Source organism: Ralstonia psammae (genome assembly GCF_958405935.1).
Classification (GTDB): domain Bacteria; phylum Pseudomonadota; class Gammaproteobacteria; order Burkholderiales; family Burkholderiaceae; genus Ralstonia; species Ralstonia psammae.
On sequence record NZ_CATZBU010000001.1, the window covers coordinates 289,482 to 312,152 of the forward strand.

The following is a 22,671-nucleotide window of genomic DNA, read 5'->3' on the forward strand; positions in this document are numbered from 1 at the left end:
ACCTGACTTGATGAAACCCACCATCGCAGAATTCACAGCGCCCAAGAACGACAACACGCGCCTGCAGAACCTGTGCGGGCCGCTGGACGAGAACCTGCGCCAGATCGAGCAGGCGCTGGACGTGACCATCAACCGGCGCGGCAGCAAGTTCACCGTGCGCGGCGCCAACGCACAAGGCGCGGCCAACGCACTGGAAACGTTCTACAACAGCGCCGCACGCGACCCGCTGTCGGTGGACGATATCCAGCTTGGCCTGGTGGAGACCCGCCAGGTGGCAGCACACGGCGCTTACCTGCCGGAATCGAGCGCCGACGTGCCGGACGGCAATGATCTGTCGCCGGTGCTGCATACGCGACGCACCGACCTGCACGGCCGCACGCCGATGCAGCGCGAATATCTGCGCAACATCCTCTCGCACGACCTGTCGTTCGGCATCGGCCCGGCGGGTACGGGCAAGACGTATCTGGCCGTGGCCTGCGCCGTGGATGCGCTCGAGCGCGACGCCGTCAAGCGCATCGTGCTCACACGCCCGGCCGTGGAAGCCGGCGAACGCCTGGGCTTTCTGCCCGGCGATCTCGCCCAGAAGGTGGACCCGTACCTGCGCCCGCTGTACGACGCGCTGTACGACCTGCTCGGCTTCGACAAAACGCAGAAGATGTTCGAGCGCCAGATGATCGAGATCGCGCCACTGGCGTACATGCGCGGGCGCACGCTCAATCACGCCTTCATCATCCTGGACGAAGCCCAGAACACCACGCCGGAACAGATGAAGATGTTCCTCACGCGGATCGGCTTCGGCTCCAAGGCGGTGATCACCGGCGACACAACGCAGATCGATCTGCCGCGCGGCCAGAAGAGCGGCCTGATCGAAGCGCAGCACGTGCTGCGTGACGTGCGCGGCGTGGCGATGACGCGCTTTACGAGCGTCGACGTGGTGCGGCACCCACTGGTGGCCCGCATCGTCGAGGCCTATGACGAATTCCATGCCCAGCATAAAGATGCATAAGGACGCCTGAACGTGGCTAAAGCAAAGACCGATACCAAAGCAAAAACCAAGAAGACCCAACCCGTAGCTGCTGAGTCATTTGGCCCGCGCGTCGACGTGTTCGACGCCCAAGGCAAACCCAAGACGGTCGACGCCAGCGCGCTGCGCATCGCCTTTGCCGACGGCCGCAGCCTGATCCTGGGCCTGCCGAATACCGTGGATGGGGCGATCACCCTGGTTGCCGAGCACGCCGACGCCGACATGCACGCCATGCTCTCGCTGCGCCCCGAGCACCACGACAGCATCACGTTGCGCATCGAGACCCAGCCGGCCGAGTTGGCAGACTCCACAGAAGAAGCCTTCGATGACGACACCGCTGGCGCCGAGATGCTCACGCTGGACCTGACGGTCCAGTACGGCGATGAACTCAAGGCTGCCACTCGCAAGGCGTTGCCGAAAGAACGCGACATCGAAGCGTGGATCGCGCCGGCGCTGTTTGCCGATGCGCAGCTCAACGTGCGCTTTGTCGGCGAAGAAGAAGGCCGCACGCTCAACCGCACCTACCGCGGCAAGGACTACGCCACCAACGTGCTGACCTTCTCGTACGCAGAGAGTGCAGAAGACCCGGTCTCCGCCGACATCGTGCTGTGCAGCGCGGTGGTCGAAAAGGAAGCGAAGGAGCAGAAGAAGCCGCTGCTCGCGCACTACGCGCATCTGATCGTGCACGGCGCGCTGCACGCCCAGGGCTACGACCACGAAGACCCGGCCGATGCGAAAGAAATGGAAGGCATCGAAACGGAGATCCTCCGCGACCTCGGTTTTGCCGATCCGTACGCAGATCGTTAAAGCGCCACGCGCTTGATGTTCAAACGCCGGCCTCGCGCCGGCGTTTTGCTTTTGCATGTTCCATTCCTGCACCATGCTGTTTCAACGCTGAATCAACCCCCATTGACGCAGACCCAGCCCTGACAACGGTTTGCGGGTTTCCCTCCGCCATTTGGCGCATGCTCGCGCCGTTCGAATCGCGCATACACGTCGCACAGGCCGTCGGCCGTCCGGCACCCTCGCCGCTCTCCGTATGGCGCATGGGTTTTGCCGTAGCGATTCCTATCCTCCACGCATAAGCCGCCGCTCGAGCGCGCTTCACGAACTCGGCGCAAACGAGCGCCATGGGCCAACCCGCGCACAGACGGGCACGGCCTATCCGGGGAGGTCATCATGCGTCAACGCTTCATGGACAGCATTCCGTGGGCCACGCTGCTGGTTGGCGTGGGTGTCGGCACGGCGCTCGCGGTCACGCCGCGCATCGCGCACGCGGAACACAAGCAATCGTGCTATGCGGGCATCGTCGTCGTGTTCGACGGCGCATGGCATCCGGGTGCGGTGGTCGGTTGCCGCACGGTCAACATCTCCGACAGCAACAACGTGGTGGGCGCAGAAGTGAACCTGATGATCGCGCAAGGCACCATCCGGCCGCGCGTGCAGGCGGTGGTGGGCAGCACGAGCGTGCAGGCGCTCATCGGCGGCGGCTACGACTTTGCGAGCAGCAAGGCACTGGTGGGCGTCGGCGCCACAGGCGACCATTGGCTTGCGGGCGTCGACATGGAAATCGCCGGACGCTGGACAGCCTACGGCGGCGCGAGCACGCTGGGCCGGTATCACAGCAATTCGCATCCCGCCGACCCGGCACCGGCAGCGACCACGACGACCAGCAACAACGACGCACCGCCGCCCAGCGGCAACAACACGCCGCCGACCAAGCCCAGCCCGACACCCGCGCCCGCCCCTGGCGCATCGCCCAGCCCCGGCCCCACGCCGGCACCAACACCGAGCCCCGGGCCAAGCCCATCGCCGAGCCCGAGCCCCACCCCAACACCGACGCCAGCCCCAACGCCCACGCCGAGCCCATCGCCCGTCCCATCGCCGTGCGGAAGCTGCCACGGAGGCGGGCACCATCACGGCCACCACCATGATCACGATCATGACCACGGCGGTCATCACGGTGGCGATCACGATCATGGCGGAAACGGCAACCACGGCGGCGACCACGACCATGGCGGAAACGGCAACCACGGCGGCGACCACGACCATGGCGGCGACGGCAACCACGGTGGCGACCACGACCATGGCGGCAGCGGCAACCACGGCGGCGACCACGACCATGGCGGCAGCGGCAACCACGGTGGCGATCACGATCACGGCGGCGACGGCAACCACGGCCATCATGGGCACCACGGCGGCGACGATAGCCACAGCAACAACGGCCATCATTACGGCGAGGGCAACGGTAACGGCAACCACGGGGCAGACCACGATCGCGGCGGCGAGGGTGACGACCCCGGCGGGCACGGCCAGCATCATGGTCAGGGCGACGCCGACCAGGGCCAGAACGACAATCACCAAGGCAACGACGGCAGCAACGCGCAGGGCAACGGCCAACGCGGCGGCGCGGGCGGGCACGACTGACCGCTTCCCCCTCGGCAGATTGTCCGCCTTAACGCGCCCAAACCCCGCCTCCGGATGTGAAATAAACTGCACTTCTGGAGGCCGGACGGCTACCCCGCTTCATCGGGGCGGCAGGGCTTTTGGTGTATGCTGGCTCGATGTTTAACGACGCGCGACCGCGCCATGAATGATCCGTATCCCAGTCCGAAGCCAGCCGACAAACCCCGTACGCTGCTGGAACGCCTGACCGACCTCATCTCGCCCGAGCCCGAATCGCGGGCCGAGCTGCTCGAAATCCTCCAAGACGCCCATGCGCGCAGCCTGATCGACGCCGACTCCCTGTCGATGATCGAAGGCGTCTTCCAGGTCTCAGACCTGTGTGCGCGCGACATCATGATCCCGCGCGCGCAGATGGATGCGCTCAACATCGCCGACGCGCCGTCAGAATTCATCCCCTTTGTGCAGGAAGCCGCGCATTCGCGCTTCCCCGTCTACGAAGGCAGCCGAGACAACATCATCGGCATCCTGCTCGCCAAGGACCTGCTGCGCTTCTACACCGACGAAGGCTTCGACGTGCGCGACATGCTGCGCCCGGCCGTGTTCATCCCCGAATCGAAGCGACTGAACGTCCTGTTGCGCGACTTCCGCGTCAACCGCAACCACATCGCCATTGTCGTTGACGAATATGGCGGCGTGGCCGGCCTCATCACCATCGAAGATGTGCTGGAGCAGATCGTGGGGGACATCGAAGACGAATACGACTTCGACCAGGAAGAAGACAACATCCTGCCGACCGCCGATGGACACATGCGCGTGCGCGGGCTGACCGAGATCAGCCAGTTCAACGAAGCCTTCGGCACGCATTTCTCCGACGAAGATGTCGATACCGTGGGCGGGCTGCTGTCCAACCACCTGGGCCGCGTGCCGCACCGGGGCGAGAAGATCGTCATGGGCACGCTGCAGTTCGACGTGCTGCGCGCCGATGCGCGCCAAGTGCAGGTGCTGCTCGTGCGCCGCCTCACCACGCCGGCCGGCGGCAATGCCACGGCTGACACCTCTGGTTCCCACCCCGCCTGATCCTTCCGTGCCCGCTCAGTTCTCTTCCCCTGCCGCACCGTCCCGTCGGCAGGACGCCCACGCTGTGCCGCTCGCGCGGCTGCGTTTTGCGACGCCGCTGGCAGCACTGCTTGGCGTCATGCATACGCTGTCGTTCGCGCCGAACCACTGGTGGTGGCTGCAGATCCTCTCGCTGACGGGGCTGGCCGCGCTGGTGCAGCGCGCGCCGCGCTTGCGGGATGCGGCGTGGGTCGGTTATGCCTTCGGGCTCGGCTGGTTCCTGTCGGGCATCTGGTGGCTCTATATCAGCATGCACGTCTACGGCGACATGCCGGCGTGGATGGCTGCGCTGGCGGTGCTGCTGTTCGCCGGCTACCTGGCACTGCATCCGGCGCTGGCGGTGTGGACGTGGCAGTGGCTGACAAGACGCGGGCGGTGTTCCGGTACCGTATCCGCGCTGGTATTTGGCTCGGCATGGGCCATCACGGAATGGCTGCGCGGCACAGTCTGGACGGGCTTCCCCTGGATCAACGGCGGCTACGCACACACCGATGGCCCGCTGGCCGGCTACGCGCCGCTGGTGGGCGTATACGGCATCGTGCTGATCGCGGCCGTGCTGGCCGGTCTGCTGTGCGTCGCTGCCGAGCGCCGCCTGCATTGGCTGGCGGGCCTCGCGGGTGCGCTCGTGCTGGTGGCCGGCTGGCCGCTGCACGGCATTGCGTGGACGCAGCCGGTGGGCAAGCCGATCTCCGTGCGCCTCTTGCAGGGCAACGTGCCGCAGGACGTAAAGTTCCAGCAGACCGGCATCGAGCGCTCGCTGGAGCTGTACACCAAGATGGTTACCGAGAAGCCCGCACAACTCGTGGTCACGCCCGAGACGGCCTTCCCGATCATGATTCAAGAGATGCCGCAGGAGATTGCGCTGGCCATCCGCACCTATGTGGATACCACCGGCTCCAGCGTGCTTTTTGGTGCCGCCAGCGAGGACTCACGCGTCGATTACACCAACAGCGTGTTCGGCGTCGGCCCGCAATTTCAGGGCGTGTACCGCTACAACAAGCACCATCTCGTGCCCTTCGGCGAGTTCATCCCCTTCGGCTTCCACTGGTTCGTCAACATGATGAACATGCCGCTGGGCGACTTCCGGCGCGGCCTGCCCGTGCAACCGCCCATGGCAGTGGCCGACCAACGCGTCGCTCCCAACATCTGCTACGAGGATTTGTTTGGCGAGGAAATTGCCGCCTCGCTGCGGCATGCGGACCAGCCCGCCACGATGCTCGCCAATGTGACGAACCTGGCGTGGTTTGGCGACACGATCGCGCTGGACCAGCACCTGCAGATCTCGCGCATGCGCGCGTTGGAAACGGGCCGACCGATGCTGCGCGCCACCAACACGGGCGCGACCGCCGTGGTGCGGCCGGACGGCAGCGTGCAGGCGCGCCTGCCCGTCTTCACGCTCGGCACACTGCAGGCGGACGTGCAAGGCATGCAAGGTCTGACGCCATTCGTGCGGGCCGGCAACGCACCCGCGCTGGGCCTGGGCGCGCTGGTTCTGTTGGTGGCATGTGCGCGCCGCCGTCGGGCATCCACAGATTGATCGTTCAGCGACCGAAGGGCTTTCGAGCCACTTTCCGGAGTCGCTGACAAAAAACGCTAAAATTCAACGTTTTACGGCGGGCACGGAGCCAGGCGCTTCTCGTGCCCGCCGCTGCATTCCACCGTCACGCGGCGCAACGTATCGTTCCGTGCTGCCGCGGACCAACGGGTACCACCATGCTCACCTTCCAGCAACTCATCCTCAAGCTGCAGTCGTACTGGGACGCCCAGGGCTGCGCCCTGCTGCAACCGATCGACCTCGAAGTCGGCGCCGGCACGTCGCACGTGCACACCTTCCTGCGCGCGATCGGCCCCGAGCCTTGGCGTGCCGCTTACGTGCAACCGTCGCGCCGCCCCAAGGACGGTCGCTACGGCGAGAACCCGAATCGCTTGCAGCATTACTACCAGTACCAAGTGGTGCTCAAGCCGGCGCCGGAAAACATCCTCGACCTGTACCTCGGTTCGCTGGAAGCGCTGGGCCTGGACCTGAAGCAGAACGACGTGCGCTTTGTGGAAGACGACTGGGAGAACCCCACGCTCGGCGCCTGGGGCCTTGGTTGGGAGGTGTGGCTCAACGGCATGGAAGTCACGCAGTTCACGTACTTCCAGCAAGTCGGCGGCCTGGACTGCAAGCCCGTGACCGGTGAGATCACCTACGGTATCGAGCGCCTGGCGATGTACCTGCAGCAGGTCGAGAACATCTACGACCTGGTCTGGACCGAGTGGGAAGAGCCCGGCCCGAACGGCCTCGTGAAGCGCCGACTGACCTACGGCGATGTCTACCATCAGAACGAGGTCGAGCAATCGACCTACAACTTCGAGCAGGCCGACACGACCGTGCTGTTCCGCCGCTTTGCCGAGCACGAAGCCGAAGCCAAGCGCCTGATGGGCGTGCGCGCAGAAGAGGATGCCGCTTCCGACGGCGGTGCACCCGTCGTGCAACTGGCCCTGCCCGCCTACGAGCAAGTGCTCAAGGCCGGCCACACCTTCAACCTGCTGGACGCACGTGGCGCCATTTCGGTGACCGAGCGCGCAGCGTACATCGGTCGCATCCGCAACCTGTCGCGCCTGGTTGCGCAGGCTTACTACGACTCGCGCGAGCGCCTGGGTTTTCCGATGTGCGGCACGGCCGCTGCGGCCGCCAAGACCACGGAGGCTGCATGACGGCCAACCTAGCACGGCGTGGCCTGGCGCTGCTGACGGCAGCGTCCATCGCCGCGCTGGCGCTACCGGCCAGCGTTGCGCAAGCGGCGCGGCATCGCACCTCCAAGGCGGCATCGACGGAGAAGGTTTTCGTCGTGCCCAACGCCCTAACGCAGCTTTGCGTGGCCGATTCCAAGCCGCTGCAGCAAGCGCTGAGCACGGCCTGGACGCCGCCTCCGCCGTCGCTCGACCAATGGACGAGCCTGGCGCGCACGATGGCCTGCGATCTGTCCGGCGCGCGTGACCTCGGCTGGCATCGCGTGCCGCTGCGCACGTATGCAACGGCCCTGCGCTTCCCGCTCACGTGGGTGGAGTGGCAAGGCACCGGCGCAAAGGCGCAGCGCCGTGCGCGTGTATTCCGCTCGGCGGGGCAACTGCCGAGCCGTCTGGAATTCAACGTGTCCGGCACGCTGCAAGAGGTGCGCTACGACGCGCGACGCGGTTTGCTGTCGGCCCGCTTCCTGCACCGCGATGCAGCCGCGCCCGGCATCACTCCCGCGCCGATTGCACCGCCGCCTCCGCCGGGCCAGTGTGCCGGCACGCAATTGCAGTTCCAGCAGCAGAACGGCGTGTGGCTGCTCTCGGGCGTGGAGCCCGTGCCCGGCTCGCCCTGCTGATTACCGAACCGAACAACACAACGTACCGCCGCACCTGATCTGAACACCCAGCGGCGCAGAACAACGACGTCACCGATTCAAACGCTATGTCCACCCTCCTGATCGAACTGCTGACCGAAGAACTGCCGCCCAAGGCGCTGGCCCGCCTGGGCGAGGCGTTTGCGCGCGGCCTGTTTGACGGTCTGTCGGCACAAGGCCTGCTCGAAGAGGGCGCCGCCGTGGAAGGTTTTGCCACGCCGCGCCGCCTGGCCGCATCGATCACCGGCGTGCGCCGCACCGCGCCCGATCGCGAACTGCGCGAGAAGGTGCTGCCCGTGACCATCGCCTTCGATGCCGAGGGCAAGCCCGCGGCGCCGCTCGTCAAGAAGCTGGCTGCGCTGGCCAAGACGGTGGGCGTGGACGCCATCGCCCCCGAATCGCTCGAACGCGCGCCGGACGGCAAGGCCGAAGCGCTGTTCTATCGCTACACCGCACGCGGCGCCGTGCTGGCCGACGGCCTGCAGACTGCACTCGCGCAGACCATCGCCAACCTGCCGATCCCGAAGGTGATGACGTATCAGCGCCCGAACGGCGAGAACGTGCAATTCGTGCGCCCGGCGCACAAGCTAATCGCGCTGCTCGATAGTGAAGTCATCCCTGTCAGCGCCTTTGGCCTGCAATCGGGCAACGTGACAATGGGCCACCGTTTCCTGTCGGCCGGCGAAATCGTCATCAAAGACGCCACGTCGTATGCGAGCACGCTGGAGTCGCAGGGCAAGGTCATCGCCAGCTATGGCAAGCGCAAGGAGGCCATCCGCGCCGAACTGCTCAAGACCGCCGAGGCCGATACGGTGGTGATGCCCGAAGCGCTGCTTGATGAGGTGAACGCGCTGGTCGAATGGCCCGTGGTCTACCCGTGCCATTTCGAGGAAGCCTTCCTCGCCGTGCCGCAGGAGTGCCTGATCCTGACCATGCAGACCAACCAGAAGTACTTTGCGCTGACAGATTCACAAGGCCATCTGCGCAACCGCTTCCTGATCGTCTCGAACATCGCCACGGGCACGCCCGAGGCCATCATTCAAGGCAACGAGCGCGTGGTCCGCCCGCGCCTGGCCGACGCCCGCTTCTTCTTTGAGCAGGACAAGAAGAAGCCCCTGGCCGACCGTGTGCCGCTGCTCTCCCGCGTGGTTTATCACAACAAGATCGGCACGCAGCTTGAGCGTGTGTCGCGCCTGCAAGCCATCGCCGGCCAACTGGCCGAGAAGCTCGGCGCGGATGTGGCGCACGCCTCGCGCGGCGCGTTGCTGGCCAAGGCCGATCTGCTGACCGACATGGTGGGCGAGTTCCCCGAGCTGCAGGGCACGATGGGCACCTACTACGCCCGTCACGACGGCGAACCCGACGACGTGGCGCTGGCCTGCTCCGAGCATTATCAGCCGCGTTTTGCGGGCGACGCGCTGCCCAGCACCGCCACGGGTACCGTGGTGGCGCTGGCCGACAAGCTGGAAACGCTGGTCGGTATCTGGGGCATCGGCCTGTCGCCCACGGGTGAGAAAGACCCGTTCGCGCTGCGCCGCCACGCGCTGGGCATCCTGCGCATGCTGATCGAGAAGCCGCTCGCGCTCACGATCGACGATGCACTGCAGATTGCCGCTGCCAGCTTCGATGGCATCGCCGCCGTCAAACCGGACCTGACCGCCATCTCCGACTTCCTGTACGACCGCCTGCGCGGCTATCTGAAGGACAAGGGCTACAGCACCAACGAGGTGGAAGCCGTCGTCAGCCAACGCCCGCAGCGCCTGGACGACATCGTCGCGCGCCTTCAAGCCGTGCGCGCCTTCGCTGCCCTGCCGCAGGCCGAAGCGCTGGCCGCCGCCAACAAGCGCATCACCAACATCCTGAAGAAGACGGATGTGGCTGTCGGCGCGGTGCAGCCGCAACTGCTCAAGGAAGACGCTGAGCGCGCGCTGCACCAGGCCGTGACTTCGTCGGAGCCGCAGGTGCACGATGCCTTTGCACGCGGCGATTTCACCACCGCACTCAAAACGCTGGCCGGCCTGCGCGAAGCGGTCGACACCTTCTTTGACGGCGTGATGGTGATGGCCGACGACACCGCGCTGCGCGACAACCGCCTCGCGCTGCTGGGTGAACTGCACGGCTTGATGAACCGCGTGGCGGACATTTCCAAGCTGGCCGCCTGATCGCCCCCCCAAGCACCGTTCGGAGCCCACCATGCCCCATGTTCCCAAACTGGTGATTCTCGACCGCGATGGCGTCATCAACCACGACAGCGACCAGTTCATCAAGTCGCCCGACGAGTGGATCGCCCTCGACGGCAGCCTGGAGGCCATTGCCGAGCTGAACCAGGCCGGCTACCAGGTGGTGGTGGCCACCAATCAGTCGGGCATCGGACGCGGGCTGTTCGAGGCCGCCGCGCTCAACGCCATGCACGAGAAGATGTACAAGGCGCTCGCCAGCTACGGCGGGCGCGTCGATGCCGTCTTCTTCTGCCCGCACACTGCCGCCGACGCCTGCGAGTGCCGCAAGCCCAGGTCCGGCATGCTCCGTGAGATCGCGCGTCGCTTCGACATCGATCTGACCGGCGTGCCGGTGGTCGGCGATTCGCTGCGTGACCTGCAAGCCGGCGCCGAAGTCGGCGCCATACCGCACCTCGTACTGACCGGCAAGGGCGCCAAGACCCGCGATGCCGGCAACCTGCCCCCGGGCACCCAGATTCACGAGGACCTGCGAGCGTTTGCGCGTTCGCTGCTGTCCCCCGCGCCCCAGGGCATGCCCACGCGCGCCCCTTGAATTCGCCCCCAATGACTTTTATCCGTTCGCTGCTGTACCTGGTTTTCCTGATCGTCTGGACGCCGATCTATGCGGTGGCCTGCTTCATCGTGTTTCCGTTCATGAATCCGGCCCGCCGGTTCTGGATGGTGTCGGGCTGGACCAAATCCGCCATCTGGATGGCGCGCTGGCTGCTCGGCATCCGCTGGCAATACCAGGGCTGGGAGCACATCGAAGAAGCCGTCGCCACCAACAAGCCGGTGGTGCTGCTCTCCAAGCATCAGTCGGCCTGGGAAACCATGGCCTATGTCGCGACCATGCCGCGGCCGCTGTGCTACGTGTTCAAGCGCGAGCTGCTGTATGTGCCCTTCTTCGGCTGGGCGCTGGGCATGCTCAAAATGGTGCACATCAACCGCAAGGACGGCGCCAACGCATTTGCCTCGGTCGCCCGCCAGGGCAAGGAACGCCTGGCCGAAGGCGCGTGGGTGATCATGTTTCCGGAAGGCACGCGCACGCGCTCGGGCGACCCGAAGCCGCGCTACAAGAGCGGCGGCGCGCGCTTTGCCGTGGATACCGGCGCATGGGTCATCCCCATCGCCCACAACTCCGGCCGCGTATGGCCGCGCAATTCGTTCCTGAAGCATCCGGGCCTGATCACGCTGTCGGTCGGTCCGGCCATCTCGACGGCCGGCAAGACCAGCGACGAACTTAACCGCGAAGTCGAAGCGTGGATCGAAGCAGAAATGCGTAGAATCGACGCCGATAGCTACCGCGAGCACGCATGAAACTGCTGCGCCCACCGACTTCGCCCACCACCGCCGACAGCGTCCAGCTAGAGCTGCCGCTGCTCGCGCCCGAAGCCCCGTCGCCTTCGCAGCCGCCTGACGCATCCCTCCTCGCTCCACACGCACTCGACTTTTCCACCGCACCGCTCGGCCCCGACCAGCGCCGCCTGACGCTGGGCGAGCGCGCGCTCATCTACAACCTCAAGCGTTCGTCGCGGCGCACCATCGGCTTTGTCATCGATGACCGCGGCTTATCGATCACGGCACCGCGCTGGGTCACGCTCGCCGAGATCGAACACGCCATCGCCGAAAAGCAGAAGTGGATCTTCGCCAAGCTGGCCGAATGGCGCACGAACGCCGCGCACCGCATGCTGCCGCCCATGGAGTGGCAGGACGGCGCCGCGCTGCCGTTCCTCGGCAAGACGATCACGCTCAAGCTGGAATCGCCCATCGGCGCGTTGATGTTCGATGCCGACAGCAGTGTGCTGCACCTGGGCCTGCCGCCCGCCACCACCGAGCAACAGATCAAGGACCGCGTGCAAGGCTGGCTGCAGACGCAGGCAAGGCGCCTGTTCGGCGAGCGGCTTGAGGTGTATGCCGAGCGCCTGGGCGTGCGGCATAGCGCGTATGCGCTGTCCTCAGCCGCCACGCGCTGGGGAAGCTGCACGGCCGACGGCAAGATCCGTCTGAACTGGCGCCTCGTGCATTTCCCTCTGAGCTTGATCGACTACGTGGTTGCGCATGAGCTGGCGCATCTCAAGGAGATGAACCACAGCCCGCGCTTCTGGGACACGGTGGAGTCGATCTTTCCTGAGTTTCGTGAGGCGCGGGAGCAGCTGCGCTCGCATCCGCCGGAATACTTGCCGGCGTTCTGACTCGTCCCGCCCGCACCGCAACGCGATGTTCATGCTCGGGCGATGGGCTGAAATGCGAGGAATGCGGCGGGGCAGCAAAACCCTGCCCTGCACGCTCCGCCACACCCTCCTACAATACGGCCTTCCCGCAGTTCCCCCAGGAAGGAAATCCCCATGCGAATGCTCCACACCATGCTGCGCGTCGGCGACATGCAGCGCTCGATCGACTTCTACACCAAGGTGCTCGGCATGCAGCTGCTGCGCACCAGCGACAACCCCGAATACAAGTACTCCCTGGCGTTCGTCGGCTACGGCCCGGAAGCCGACCACACGGTCATCGAACTGACCTACAACTACGGCGTGAGTGAGTACGACCTCGGTTCTGCGTTCGGCCACCTCGCCATCGAGGTCGACAATGCCGCACAGGCCTGCGACCAGATCCGCAATGCAGGCGGCAAGGTCACGCGCGAGGCCGGCCCCGTCAAGGGCGGCAGCACCATCATCGCGTTTGTGGAAGATCCGGACGGCTACAAGATCGAGCTGATCCAGGCACGCTCGATGCCCGATGGCAACCGCCACTGACGCCATCCGCAGGCCGCTGGACGGCACCGCCATCGGCCTGATGGTGGTGCTGTGCATGTGCTGGGGCTTCCAGCAGGTCGCCATCAAGGTGGCCGCGCACGATATCGGGCCCGTAATGCAGGCCGGTGTGCGTTCGACGATTGCTTCGGTGCTCGTGCTGGCGTTTGCGCTGTGGCGCGGCACGTGCCTGTCGGTGCGTGACGGCACATTGCCGGGTGGCCTGATGGCGGGCGTGCTGTTCGGCGTCGAGTTCCTGTGCATCTTCATTGGGCTCGGCTACACCACCGCGTCGCGCATGGCGGTGTTCCTCTACACCGCGCCGATCTTCACCGCGCTCGGCCTGCACTTCTTCGTGCCGGGCGAGCATCTGCGCTCGCGCCAGTGGACCGGCATCGGCATTGCGTTTGCGGGCATCGTACTGGCGTTTGCCGACGGCATCCTGCACCCGGCGGCCGGCCCGTCGACGTCGTTGGGCGATGCACTGGGCGTGGCAGCCGGCGCGCTATGGGGCGCAACGACCATCGTCGTGCGCGCGAGCAAGCTGTCGGAAGCGCCGGCGGCCAAGACGCTGCTGTATCAGTTGGCCGTATCGGCTGTCTTGCTGATGGTGATGGCCGCGGGCACCAACCAGATTGTCACGGCCAACCTGACGCCGACCGCGCTGGCCAGCCTGGCGTACCAATCCGTGCTGATTGCGTTCGCCAGTTACCTGACGTGGTTCTGGCTGCTGCGCCGCTACCTGGCGTCGCGGCTGTCTGTGTTCTCGTTCCTGACGCCGCTGTTTGGCGTGGCGTTCGGCGTGCTGCTGTTGCACGAGCCGGTGGGCCTGCGCTTTGCGCTGGCCGCGGCACTCGTGCTCTCGGGCATCCTGCTCGTCAATCTTCGCTAAGGTCAGAAGCGCTACCGGCGATGCGGTTGGCCGGCAGCGCGTTCGCCACGGCCACGAAATCTTCCACCGGCACTTCTTCCGCGCGACGGCCCAGGTCAAAGCCAAGCGCTTCGAAATCGATCACATCGCGCAGCGCGCCCAACGTATTGCGCAGCACCTTGCGCCGTTGAGAAAACGCCATCGTCACCACCGTGCCCAGCGCGCGCATGTCCACCGGCGCATACGGTGATTTGTCGGCAGGCCATGGAATCATCCGCACCACCGCCGAATCCACCTTGGGCGGCGGGTTGAACGAGCCCGGCGGCACATCCAGCACCAGCTCCATGTAGTACCGCACCTGCAGCATCACCGACAGCCGGCTGAACGCCTTGCTGCCCGGTGCGGCCACCATGCGGTCGACCACCTCTTTCTGCAGCATGAAATGCTGATCGCGCACACGATCGGCGAACGTGGCCAGATGAAACAGCAGCGGGCTGGAGATGTTGTACGGCAGGTTGCCGACGATGCGCAGCGGCCGGTCCGCCTCTACCAGCGACCCGAAATCGAACGCCAGCGCATCGCCCGCATGCACGATCAGCCGATCGCCAAAACGCTTCTGCAAGCGTGCGACGAGGTCACGATCCAGCTCGACCACCTGAAGCGTGCGCACGCGCTCCATGAGAGGTACGGTGAGCGCGCCCAGGCCCGGGCCGATCTCGACGAGCACATCGTCGGGCTTCGGATCAATGGCGGCAACGATGGCGTGGATCACGCCGTCATCGACCAGGAAGTTCTGGCCGAAGCGCTTGCGGGCCTGGTGCCCTTGGTGAACGCCGGTCGTGGATCGTGCCATTGCGAACTCGAAATCGAAAAGGTGAAGAAACTCAGGAACGCGATGCGTGCCGCGCCATGGCGATGGCCGTATCGATCGCCTCGATCATGCTGCCGAACTCGGCGCGGCCTGTGCCCGCCAGATCCAGCGCGGTACCGTGGTCCACCGACGTGCGCACGAACGGCAGGCCCAGCGTGATGTTCACGCCATGCCCAAAGGTGCCGTACTTGAGCGGCGCCAGACCTTGGTCGTGGTACATCGCCAGCACGCAATCGGCATCGGCCAACAGGCGGGGCTGGAACAGCGTATCGGCCGGATACGGACCGCGCGCATCGATGCCGCGCGCACGCGCACGTGCGATAGCGGGCTCGATCACCTCGATCTCTTCGCGGCCGAGGTGGCCGGATTCACCCGCATGCGGATTCAACCCCGTCACGAGGATGCGAGGGTCGTTCAGCCCGAAGCGCGCGCGCAGGTCACGCTGCACGATGTCGAGCGTCTCATCGAGCACCGCGGGCGTGATAGCGTCCGGCACCTCGCGCAGCGGCAAATGCGTTGTCGCCAGCGCCACGCGCAGCATGGCGTTGTCGTGCGCCGGCTGCGGACCGGCCAGCATCATCACCACGCGCGGCGTGCGGCTGCGCTCGGCCAGGTATTCGGTGTGGCCGGTAAACGGCACGCCTGCGTCGTTGATCGTGCTCTTCTGCACCGGCGCCGTGACCATCGCGTCGTAACGGACGCCGTCTGCCGTGCCAATCTGGCAGCCGTCGATGGCAGCGTCCAGCAGGTCCAGCACATAGCGGCCATTGGCGGCATCGAGCACGCCGGCACGCACCGGCGCACCCAGCGAGCGCTCCACGACAGTCAGCGCCGTGGAGGCAACGCGCCAGAAATCGCCCTGCCCGATCGCATCAGCGCGCGCCTGCAGCAATGCCGCATCGCCAATCACATGCCATTGCACATCGGCGTAACGCGGCGACGCCTGTCGGGCCAAATGCAGCAGCGCAGCCACAGTGATGTCGGGGCCGATACCGGCAGGTTCGCCGGTGGTGATGGCAATGTTCAGCATGCAGCGCTTTCCTGCAATGGTTTCAGGTCGGTCTAGAAACGCCACGGCCGCCCGCAGGCGGCCGTGAGCGATGCGGATGTCCGTAGCTTACTGCTGACGGTTCACGCGGTATTCCACGTGTGCCGAGTCGCGCAGCTCCCGCAGCCAATCTTCATAGGCGGCCTGCACCTTCTGCTCGCGAATCACCGAGCGGGCGTAGTCGCGCTGGCGGTCTCCCGACACCTCTGCCTCGCGGCGGCCCTCCACCTGGATCAGGTGCACACCGAACTGGCTCTGCACCGGCTGCGACACATCGCCCGGCTTGAGCTGGTTCATCGCCTGCTCGAACTCAGGCACCAACTGGCCCGGCGACACCCAGCCCAGTTCGCCACCAGCACCGGCCGAACCATCCTGCGAATACCGGCGTGCCGCATCGCCAAAGTCATAGCCGTGGACGATGCGATCACGCAGGCCCAACAACTGGCGGCGCGCGTCTTCCGCCGACATCGTCGGACCGGTCTTGATCAGGATGTGGCGCACTTGCGTCTGCTGCACCTTGGCGGCAATCGCCGTGCTCGGTGCGCGCTTCTCCAACAGCTTGATCACGTGATAGCCAGCCGGGCTTTCGACCACTTGGCTCGCCACCTGGCCGGCCTTCATGTCGACCACGGCGTTGGCAAACACCGCCGGCAGGCGACCGATCGGACGCAGCCCAAGCTCACCGCCTTGCGAGGCATCCTGCGCGCCCGAATTGTCACGCGCCAGCTTGGCGAAATCCGCACCGCCCTGCGCTTGCTTGAGCAGGCTTTCGGCCTTGCTGCGCGCAGCGGCCTTCTCGGCATCGGTGGCGCCCTCGGCGACCGGCACGAGAATCTGCGCGACGTTGTACTGCTGCTCGCCAGCCGGGGCCGTACCGCCGCCCTGCTGCGCCAGATAGTTGTCGATCTCGCCGTCGTAGACCTGCACCTTGGAGTCGACCTCGCGCTCACGCAGACGCGCCAGCAGGATTTCCTGACGCAGATCGTCGCGGTACTTGTCGTAGGGCATGCCGGCGTCCTTCAGCTTGCTCTTGAGCTGCGCCACCGACAGGTTGTTGCGCTGGGCCACGCTTTCCACGGCACGATCCACATCGGCGTCGGACACGCGGATGCCGCTTTCCTTGGCGGTCTGCGCCTGCACACGCTCCAGGATCAGTTGCTCAAGCACTTCGCCGAGCATATCTGCGCGCGGCGGCAGCGGTCGATTCTGTGCACGGAACGTGCGCTCAACCAGATCGGCGCGGTTAAGCAGTTCGCGGCGGGTGATGACGTCGGTATTGACCACGGCCACCACCTCGTCGACGAGCTGGCTGCGCTGCGCACCCGGTGCCGTCGGCTCGGGCAGCGTGCCCTGCAGCAGCGGCTGGCTCGGCGACGAACCCGGGTTGGCGAAGATGCCACGCACCGGCGCACTCTTCTTTGCCGATTGCGCCTGCTGCGCGTGGACGGCCGGCGACAGCGTGGTCCCGGCCATCAGCGCAACCAGCACGCCGGCAACACGCAAGCGGCCCAGAGGAGCCACACGCGTGGCGAAAGCGGTCGATTGGAAAGCCATGATGTCGTTATTCATATTGATCCAGCACGGACGGCGTGATCGGCTGTGCGGTCACCGGCTGGTAGCCGGGCACGTTCAGACGAATCACGTCGATCGGATTGTTCCCCACCTTCGACAAACCTTTGAATTCGATCTGGGCAAAGATATGCGTCGTATAGCCCGAAACCGCATTGCTGTAGCGCTGTACCGCCAGTCGGCCGACCCAGCAATCCGCCACATATTCCAGGCCAAGCAGCATATCCGATGGCTTGCGCGCATCCAGGTCGTAACCGATGCGACCCAGACCATAGAGGCGCCGTGTGATCGGCCACTGCGTTGAGATATCGGCCTGCTCCAGCGGCAGCTGACCGGTGTTGGCGTCTTGCCGGTAATAGCGGTAGCCGAGGTTGATCACCTTGTTGGCTTCCGGCTTCCAGCTGAACGCGACGGTCGAGCGCATGATGCGATCGATGTCCTGATTGTACTGAAGGTTCGTATCGAAAAAGATGCCACGGAACATCTGGATGGTGGTCGCGCCCAGAAGATCCGAATAGCGGCGCACCGACGTCGGCGCCGCACCCGCCAGCGTCACGCGCTGGCCTTCGAAATCGATGCGCTGCGCGATCGTGGCACGCAGGCGCTCAATGCCCGATTCCGCTTCAATAAAGCGCGTGGTCACGCCCGCGGTCAGCTTGTTGTTGTCGGCAATGCGGTCGTAACCGGTGTACGGGTTCTCGGTAAAGATCTGGCCGAGGTTGTAGTCCGACTGACCGGTATCGAACAACGGGATCTGCGACTGGTCGCGATACGGCGTGTACACGTAGAACACGCGCGGCTCCAGTGTCTGGATGTAGCTCACGCCGAACAGCTTGGTGACCAGCGGCGCATCGCGCTCGAAGGTCATGCCCGAATCCAGCGAGAACGTGGGCAGCGTGCGATTGATCTGCGTGTCCTGCGTATCCCCAGCAGGTCGATCCAGTCGATACGACGTGGCGTTCAGGATGAACTTCGGTGTCACGAACCAGCCCGGGCGGACGATCGGGTAGCTGATCGTCGGCTGCATGAACAGACGCTCGCCCTGGACGGTGTTTGCCGTCGGGATCGAGAACCGCGTGTAGTCGGTCTGGAAATTGATGTCGAAGCCACCCGCGTCGTAACGCGCATACGACAGGTTCAACTGCGGCAACCGCTCGTACGGCGCCGAGAGTGGCGTGGTGGCCGTCGACAACGTTTGGAACTTCTGCACGCGCGCCAACGCAACCCAGTCGCCGATCGAGTACGTGACGCCGCCTTCCTGGACGTACTGGCGCTGCGTCGCCGTGACGATGCTGCGGCCAAGATCATCCGGATAGGTGTTATCGGAAACCTTGTTGTAGTTGATGTAGCCGGTCAGGCCAGGCGCCAGGCGCTGTGTGTGTAGTGCCGAAATCGACCAGCGGTTGCGGCCCGCTTCACGGTCATCGGGCAGGAATTCGCCGCGCAGGACGCCGTTGTACGACGTATCTAGATAACGGTACTCGGCGCCAAGCTGCAGGCCACGCTGGCTCAGCAGACGCGGATACAACGTCAGATCACGATTGGGCGCGAGGTTGAAGTAGTACGGCAGCGTGACGTCGGCCCCGCTGCGGCTGTTGTAGCCGAACACCGGTGCCAGGAAACCGCTGCGCCGGTCGTCATTGAGCGGGAAATCCATGACCGGCGCGGCAAATACCGGCACGCCGAAGAAGTGCAGCACGCCGTTACGGCCCGTGCCGACCTGGCGGTCGCTGTCGATGTCGATGCGGCTCGCGCTGAAGTACCAGTCGACGTTGTCGGGCGAGCACGTGGTGTACGTGCCGCGCGTGATGCGGCTGTTGTCCTTGTCAATGAAATCGATGCGGTCTGCGGTGCCGCGGCCGCCGGTCGTGTGGAACTCGTACGCGGGCGTGCTGATGGTGCCTTCGTTGGCAGTGACCTTGAGCTTGGCGTCCGGGCCGGTGACGAGCGTGCCGCCCTTGAACAGACGCACGTTGCCGGTGGCGGTGGCAACGTCGGTGTCCTGGTTGTAGTCGAGCGTGTCGCCCTTGAGCACGGAACCGTTGCGGCGCAATTCGCCGCTGCCGCGCAGGTGGATGTCTTCGTTGGTGCGGCCATCCATCTTGTCGGCCGCGGTAAAGGTGGGGACAGTGTTGTCCGGGCGCTGGACGGGCTCGGCCATCTTGGGCACCAGCGGGCTGCCGCCGGGCGTGGTCGGGCCGGACGTGGCCAGCGCCGTCACCGAGGAGGCCGGTGTGACAGCGGGCGTCGTCGCTTGCGTGGTGTCCGCGCTCTGCGCCGCGGACGTCGCCGTCCAGACACCGGCCACCGCGAACACCAGCGGGCGCAATGCCAGCGTGCCCCGCCGGTTGGCGGGCCGCTGATCGGGCGCGGCAACAGCTGCGCGCTGCCGGTTTTTCCTGGCTCGGTTCGGTTCGGTCATGCAGATCGGGAACAGGGCCGCGCGCGCAACGGCACGCACAGGCACAAAATCAGTCGGTACTGCGGTCAATCGCGCCGCCGGACGCGGCCTGGACAGGGCCGGCGCTCGCTCGCGGCGAAACTCGGTCGGGTATTATACGGGGCTTCCTTCCAGCCCCATTCCAGCATTCTCTCAGCATGGCTTCGATCCCTGGCGCCGCAGCAGGCGCAACCGACGCACGCCTCGGCCAACTGCGCGACTGGCTCGGCACATTGCCCGCCATCCACGGCCTGCGCATCGACACGCTGCAACCCGCTTCTGCCGATGCCAGCTTCCGCCGCTACTTCCGCCTGGACAGCGCCAGCGGCACGCGGGTCGTCATGGACGCCCCGCCGCCGCAGGAAGACTGCCGCCCGTTCGTTCATGTGGCGGGCTTGCTCAATGATGCCGGCGTGCACGCACCGCAGGTGCTGGAACAGGATCTCGCGCAGGGCTTCCTGCTGCTGACCGATCTGGGCCCGCAAACGTATCTGCAATCGCTGCGTGAGCGCAATTTCGACCTCGCCTACGCCAACACGCTGTTCCGCCCGGCCATCCACACCCTGGTGCGCTGGCAGTCGGCCTCGCGCGAAGGCGAGCTGCCGCCGTACGACGAAGCGCTGCTGCGCCGCGAGCTGTCGCTGTTTCCCGACTGGTATGTCGATCGCCACTTGCAACGTCCGTTGGACGCCGCCCAGCGTGAATCGCTCGACAAGGTATTCAAGCTGCTGGTGGACAGCGCCCTGGCCCAGCCGCGCGTGTACGTCCACCGGGACTACATGCCGCGCAACCTGATGGTCAATGCGGCCGACCCATCGCAGCCGGGCGTGCTGGACTTCCAGGACGCCGTCTACGGCCCGATCACCTACGATGCCGCCTCGCTGCTACGCGATGCCTTCCTGTCGTGGGACGAAGAGCAGGAGCTGGATTGGGCCGTGCGCTACTGGGAAGCTGCCCGCGCCGCCAAGCTGCCGGTGGATGAAGACTTTGGCGAGTTCTACCGCGCGCTCGAATGGATGGGCGCGCAACGCCATCTGAAGGTGGCCGGCATCTTCGCGCGCCTGCGCTACCGTGACGGCAAGACCGGCTACGTGGAAGACACACCGCGCTTCATCGCCTATCTGCGCCGTGTGTGCAGCCGCTACAACGCGCTGGCGCCGCTGGCCCGCCTGCTCGATCAACTCGAAGATCGCGCGCAGCAGATCGGCTACACATTCTGATGGCCTCCCCCCGCGCCGCTGAGTTTCGCGCCGGCATGCTGGCGCTCGCGCCCATGCTGCTGGGCGTGGTGCCGTTCGGCCTGATCTACGGCGTGCTGGCCACCTCCGCCGGCATGCCCGCATGGCTTGCCGTAGCGATGAGCGCCATCGTTTTCGGCGGCGCCTCGCAGATGATCCTGGTGCAGTTGTGGGCCGGTGGCGCGCCCGCACTGGTGATCGCGGCGACGGTATCGATGGTGAATCTGCGGCACGCACTGTACTCGGCCAGCATCGCGCCGGCGCTGGCGCACCTGCCACGCCGCTGGAAATGGCTGATCGCCTATCTGCTGACCGACGAAGCCTTCGCGGCCATGAACCGCCGCGTTGTCACCGCGCAGCCCGGCAGCGAGGAAGCCGCGTATCGCCACTGGTACTTCCTCGGTGCTGGCGTGGCGCTGTGGTCGAGCTGGCAGGCGTCGACCATCGTCGGAGTGGTGCTGGGCGCGCAGGTGCCGACCACGTGGCCGCTCGACTTCTTCCTGCCGCTCACGTTCATCGCCATCGTGGTGCCGGCGCTGCGCACGCGGGCGCAACTGGCCGGCGCCTTGACCGGCGCCGCGCTGGCCGTGGCGTGGACGGGCTGGCCGCACAAGCTCGGGCTGATGAGCGCGGCGTGCGTGGGCATTGCTGCCGGCGCGCTGGTTGAGCGCTTGCTTGCCCGACCGTCCAACAAGGGGGCTGCCGCATGAAAGCCCTGATCCTCTTCGGCGTGCTGCTGATTTCCGGCGCGGCCACCTACCTGATCCGCCTATCATTCATCGCGCTTGAAGGGCGCATGAACCTGCCAGTGTGGTTCCGCAGCGCCCTGCCCTATGTGCCGGCCGCGATGCTGACCGCGCTCATTGCGCCCGACCTGCTGATGCGCGACAGCGCGCTCGCGGTGTCGGCCGACAACCCGCGCCTGCTTGCCGGCATCGTCGCCATCGTCATCGCACGGATGACAAAGAGCGCGATGTGGACCATCGTCGGCGGCATGGCTGTGCTGCTGATTCTCATGAAGGTGATGGCTTGAATTCCACGACGCGTGCCATGATTTTTGCGGCGGGCCGCGGCGACCGCATGCGCCCGCTGACCGACCACACGCCCAAGCCCCTGCTCACCGTTGGCGGCAAACCGCTGATTGTCTGGCAGATCGAGCGCCTGGCTGCGGCCGGCGTGCGCGACATCGTCATCAACCATGCATGGCTTGGCGCGCAGATCGAAGCCTCGCTCGGGGATGGCAGCACGTGGGGCGTGCGCCTAGCGTATTCGCCGGAAGGGCAAGCGCTGGAAACGGCAGGCGGTGTCGCCCAGGCCATGCCGCTGCTGCATGCCGGCGACGGCCATAGCGTCTTCATTGCCGTCAGCGGCGATGTGTTCTGCGATTACGACTACGCCCTGCTGCGTGAGCGGGCACCCGCAATGGCCGCGCAAACAGCGCCAAGCATGCACCTGGTGATGGTGCCCAACCCGCCCTACCACCTGCGCGGCGATTTCGCCCTGGATGACGAAGGCGCGCTCCACGCCGACGGTGCCGAGCGCCTCACCTTCGGCAACATCGGCTTGTACGACACGCGCCTGTTTGCCGGCATCGCGCCCGGCACGCGGCTGGCAATGACGCCGCTGTACCACCAGGCCATCGCCGAAGGCCGTGCTACCGGAGAGCGCTTCGACGGCCGCTGGGAAAACGTCGGCACGCCAGCCCAGCTGGCCGCGCTCGACGCCGAAGTCGCGTCGCGCTGAGC

21 protein-coding genes are annotated in these 22,671 nt (G+C 65.9%); 17 read left to right on the top strand and 4 right to left on the bottom strand.

What is annotated here, in order from left to right; translation table 11 throughout:
* The first annotated feature begins 10 nt into the window (after window positions 1-10).
* The 13 genes from R2N16_RS01390 to R2N16_RS01450 all read left to right on the top strand — a co-directional run bounded on the left by R2N16_RS01390 (window position 11) and on the right by R2N16_RS01450 (window position 13,781).
* The gene (locus R2N16_RS01390; RefSeq protein WP_316663744.1) at window positions 11-1,006 is read left to right on the top strand and encodes a PhoH family protein; all 996 of its coding nucleotides are present in this window, start codon (window positions 11-13) and stop codon (window positions 1,004-1,006) included.
* Between the two features lie 12 nt (window positions 1,007-1,018).
* Entirely contained in the window at window positions 1,019-1,831 is an 813-nt protein-coding gene (ybeY, locus tag R2N16_RS01395; RefSeq protein ID WP_316663746.1) for an rRNA maturation RNase YbeY, read from the top strand.
* A gap of 372 nt (window positions 1,832-2,203) precedes the next feature.
* On the top strand, window positions 2,204-3,451 hold the full coding sequence (locus R2N16_RS01400; RefSeq protein ID WP_316663747.1) for a hypothetical protein: 1,248 nt from the start codon (window positions 2,204-2,206) through the stop codon (window positions 3,449-3,451).
* 162 nt (window positions 3,452-3,613) lie between these two features.
* Entirely contained in the window at window positions 3,614-4,507 is an 894-nt protein-coding gene (locus R2N16_RS01405; protein ID WP_316663748.1) for a CorC family transporter, read from the top strand.
* 64 nt (window positions 4,508-4,571) lie between these two features.
* Complete coding sequence (lnt, locus tag R2N16_RS01410) at window positions 4,572-6,083, top strand: apolipoprotein N-acyltransferase (protein ID WP_316664209.1); 1,512 nt, start codon at window positions 4,572-4,574, stop codon at window positions 6,081-6,083.
* Between the two features lie 176 nt (window positions 6,084-6,259).
* A complete protein-coding gene (glyQ, locus tag R2N16_RS01415; protein WP_316663749.1) occupies window positions 6,260-7,246 on the top strand; it encodes a glycine--tRNA ligase subunit alpha in 987 nt (328 codons plus the stop codon).
* A complete protein-coding gene (locus R2N16_RS01420) occupies window positions 7,243-7,902 on the top strand; it encodes a hypothetical protein (RefSeq protein WP_316663751.1) in 660 nt (219 codons plus the stop codon). The genes glyQ and R2N16_RS01420 overlap by 4 nt, the downstream gene beginning before the upstream one ends.
* A gap of 86 nt (window positions 7,903-7,988) precedes the next feature.
* A complete protein-coding gene (gene glyS / locus R2N16_RS01425) occupies window positions 7,989-10,082 on the top strand; it encodes a glycine--tRNA ligase subunit beta (protein WP_316663752.1) in 2,094 nt (697 codons plus the stop codon).
* 31 nt (window positions 10,083-10,113) lie between these two features.
* Complete coding sequence (gmhB, locus tag R2N16_RS01430) at window positions 10,114-10,692, top strand: D-glycero-beta-D-manno-heptose 1,7-bisphosphate 7-phosphatase (RefSeq protein ID WP_316663753.1); 579 nt, start codon at window positions 10,114-10,116, stop codon at window positions 10,690-10,692.
* 11 nt (window positions 10,693-10,703) lie between these two features.
* The gene (locus R2N16_RS01435) at window positions 10,704-11,456 is read left to right on the top strand and encodes a lysophospholipid acyltransferase family protein (RefSeq protein WP_316663754.1); all 753 of its coding nucleotides are present in this window, start codon (window positions 10,704-10,706) and stop codon (window positions 11,454-11,456) included.
* Window positions 11,453-12,331 (top strand): M48 family metallopeptidase, encoded by an 879-nt coding sequence (locus R2N16_RS01440; RefSeq protein ID WP_316663755.1) that lies wholly within the window; start codon window positions 11,453-11,455, stop codon window positions 12,329-12,331. The genes R2N16_RS01435 and R2N16_RS01440 overlap by 4 nt, the downstream gene beginning before the upstream one ends.
* A gap of 153 nt (window positions 12,332-12,484) precedes the next feature.
* The gene (gene gloA / locus R2N16_RS01445; protein ID WP_316663756.1) at window positions 12,485-12,892 is read left to right on the top strand and encodes a lactoylglutathione lyase; all 408 of its coding nucleotides are present in this window, start codon (window positions 12,485-12,487) and stop codon (window positions 12,890-12,892) included.
* Window positions 12,876-13,781 (top strand): DMT family transporter, encoded by a 906-nt coding sequence (locus tag R2N16_RS01450; RefSeq protein ID WP_316663757.1) that lies wholly within the window; start codon window positions 12,876-12,878, stop codon window positions 13,779-13,781. Before gloA ends, R2N16_RS01450 begins: the two co-directional genes overlap by 17 nt.
* On the opposite strand, the gene rsmA is transcribed toward R2N16_RS01450, so the two are convergent.
* The 4 genes from rsmA to R2N16_RS01470 all read right to left on the bottom strand — a co-directional run bounded on the left by rsmA (window position 13,768) and on the right by R2N16_RS01470 (window position 19,670).
* Window positions 13,768-14,613, bottom strand: coding sequence for a 16S rRNA (adenine(1518)-N(6)/adenine(1519)-N(6))-dimethyltransferase RsmA (gene rsmA / locus R2N16_RS01455; RefSeq protein WP_316663758.1), 846 nt, complete (start codon window positions 14,611-14,613; stop codon window positions 13,768-13,770). The two genes, R2N16_RS01450 and rsmA, sit on opposite strands and share 14 nt — an antisense overlap.
* A gap of 31 nt (window positions 14,614-14,644) precedes the next feature.
* Window positions 14,645-15,661: a 4-hydroxythreonine-4-phosphate dehydrogenase PdxA gene (gene pdxA / locus R2N16_RS01460; RefSeq protein WP_316663759.1), complete on the bottom strand. Its 1,017-nt coding sequence runs from the start codon at window positions 15,659-15,661 to the stop codon at window positions 14,645-14,647.
* 87 nt (window positions 15,662-15,748) lie between these two features.
* Window positions 15,749-17,233, bottom strand: a complete 1,485-nt coding sequence (locus R2N16_RS01465) for a peptidylprolyl isomerase (RefSeq protein ID WP_428984082.1) — start codon at window positions 17,231-17,233, stop codon at window positions 15,749-15,751.
* A gap of 7 nt (window positions 17,234-17,240) precedes the next feature.
* Window positions 17,241-19,670, bottom strand: a complete 2,430-nt coding sequence (locus tag R2N16_RS01470) for an LPS-assembly protein LptD (protein ID WP_316663761.1) — start codon at window positions 19,668-19,670, stop codon at window positions 17,241-17,243.
* A gap of 176 nt (window positions 19,671-19,846) precedes the next feature.
* On the opposite strand from R2N16_RS01470, the gene R2N16_RS01475 reads away from it, so the two are divergent.
* From R2N16_RS01475 to murU, 4 genes are read left to right on the top strand one after another with little or no spacing between them, the layout of a single operon-like run.
* Window positions 19,847-20,908 carry an aminoglycoside phosphotransferase family protein gene (locus R2N16_RS01475; protein WP_316663762.1) on the top strand — a complete coding sequence of 354 codons (1,062 nt, stop codon included), beginning with the start codon at window positions 19,847-19,849 and terminating at the stop codon, window positions 20,906-20,908.
* Complete coding sequence (locus tag R2N16_RS01480) at window positions 20,908-21,636, top strand: AzlC family ABC transporter permease (RefSeq protein WP_316663763.1); 729 nt, start codon at window positions 20,908-20,910, stop codon at window positions 21,634-21,636. Before R2N16_RS01475 ends, R2N16_RS01480 begins: the two co-directional genes overlap by 1 nt.
* Entirely contained in the window at window positions 21,633-21,959 is a 327-nt protein-coding gene (locus tag R2N16_RS01485) for an AzlD domain-containing protein (protein WP_316663764.1), read from the top strand. Before R2N16_RS01480 ends, R2N16_RS01485 begins: the two co-directional genes overlap by 4 nt.
* Window positions 21,960-21,976: 17 nt before the next feature.
* Complete coding sequence (gene murU, locus R2N16_RS01490) at window positions 21,977-22,669, top strand: N-acetylmuramate alpha-1-phosphate uridylyltransferase MurU (protein ID WP_316664210.1); 693 nt, start codon at window positions 21,977-21,979, stop codon at window positions 22,667-22,669.
* Window positions 22,670-22,671 lie beyond the last annotated feature (2 nt).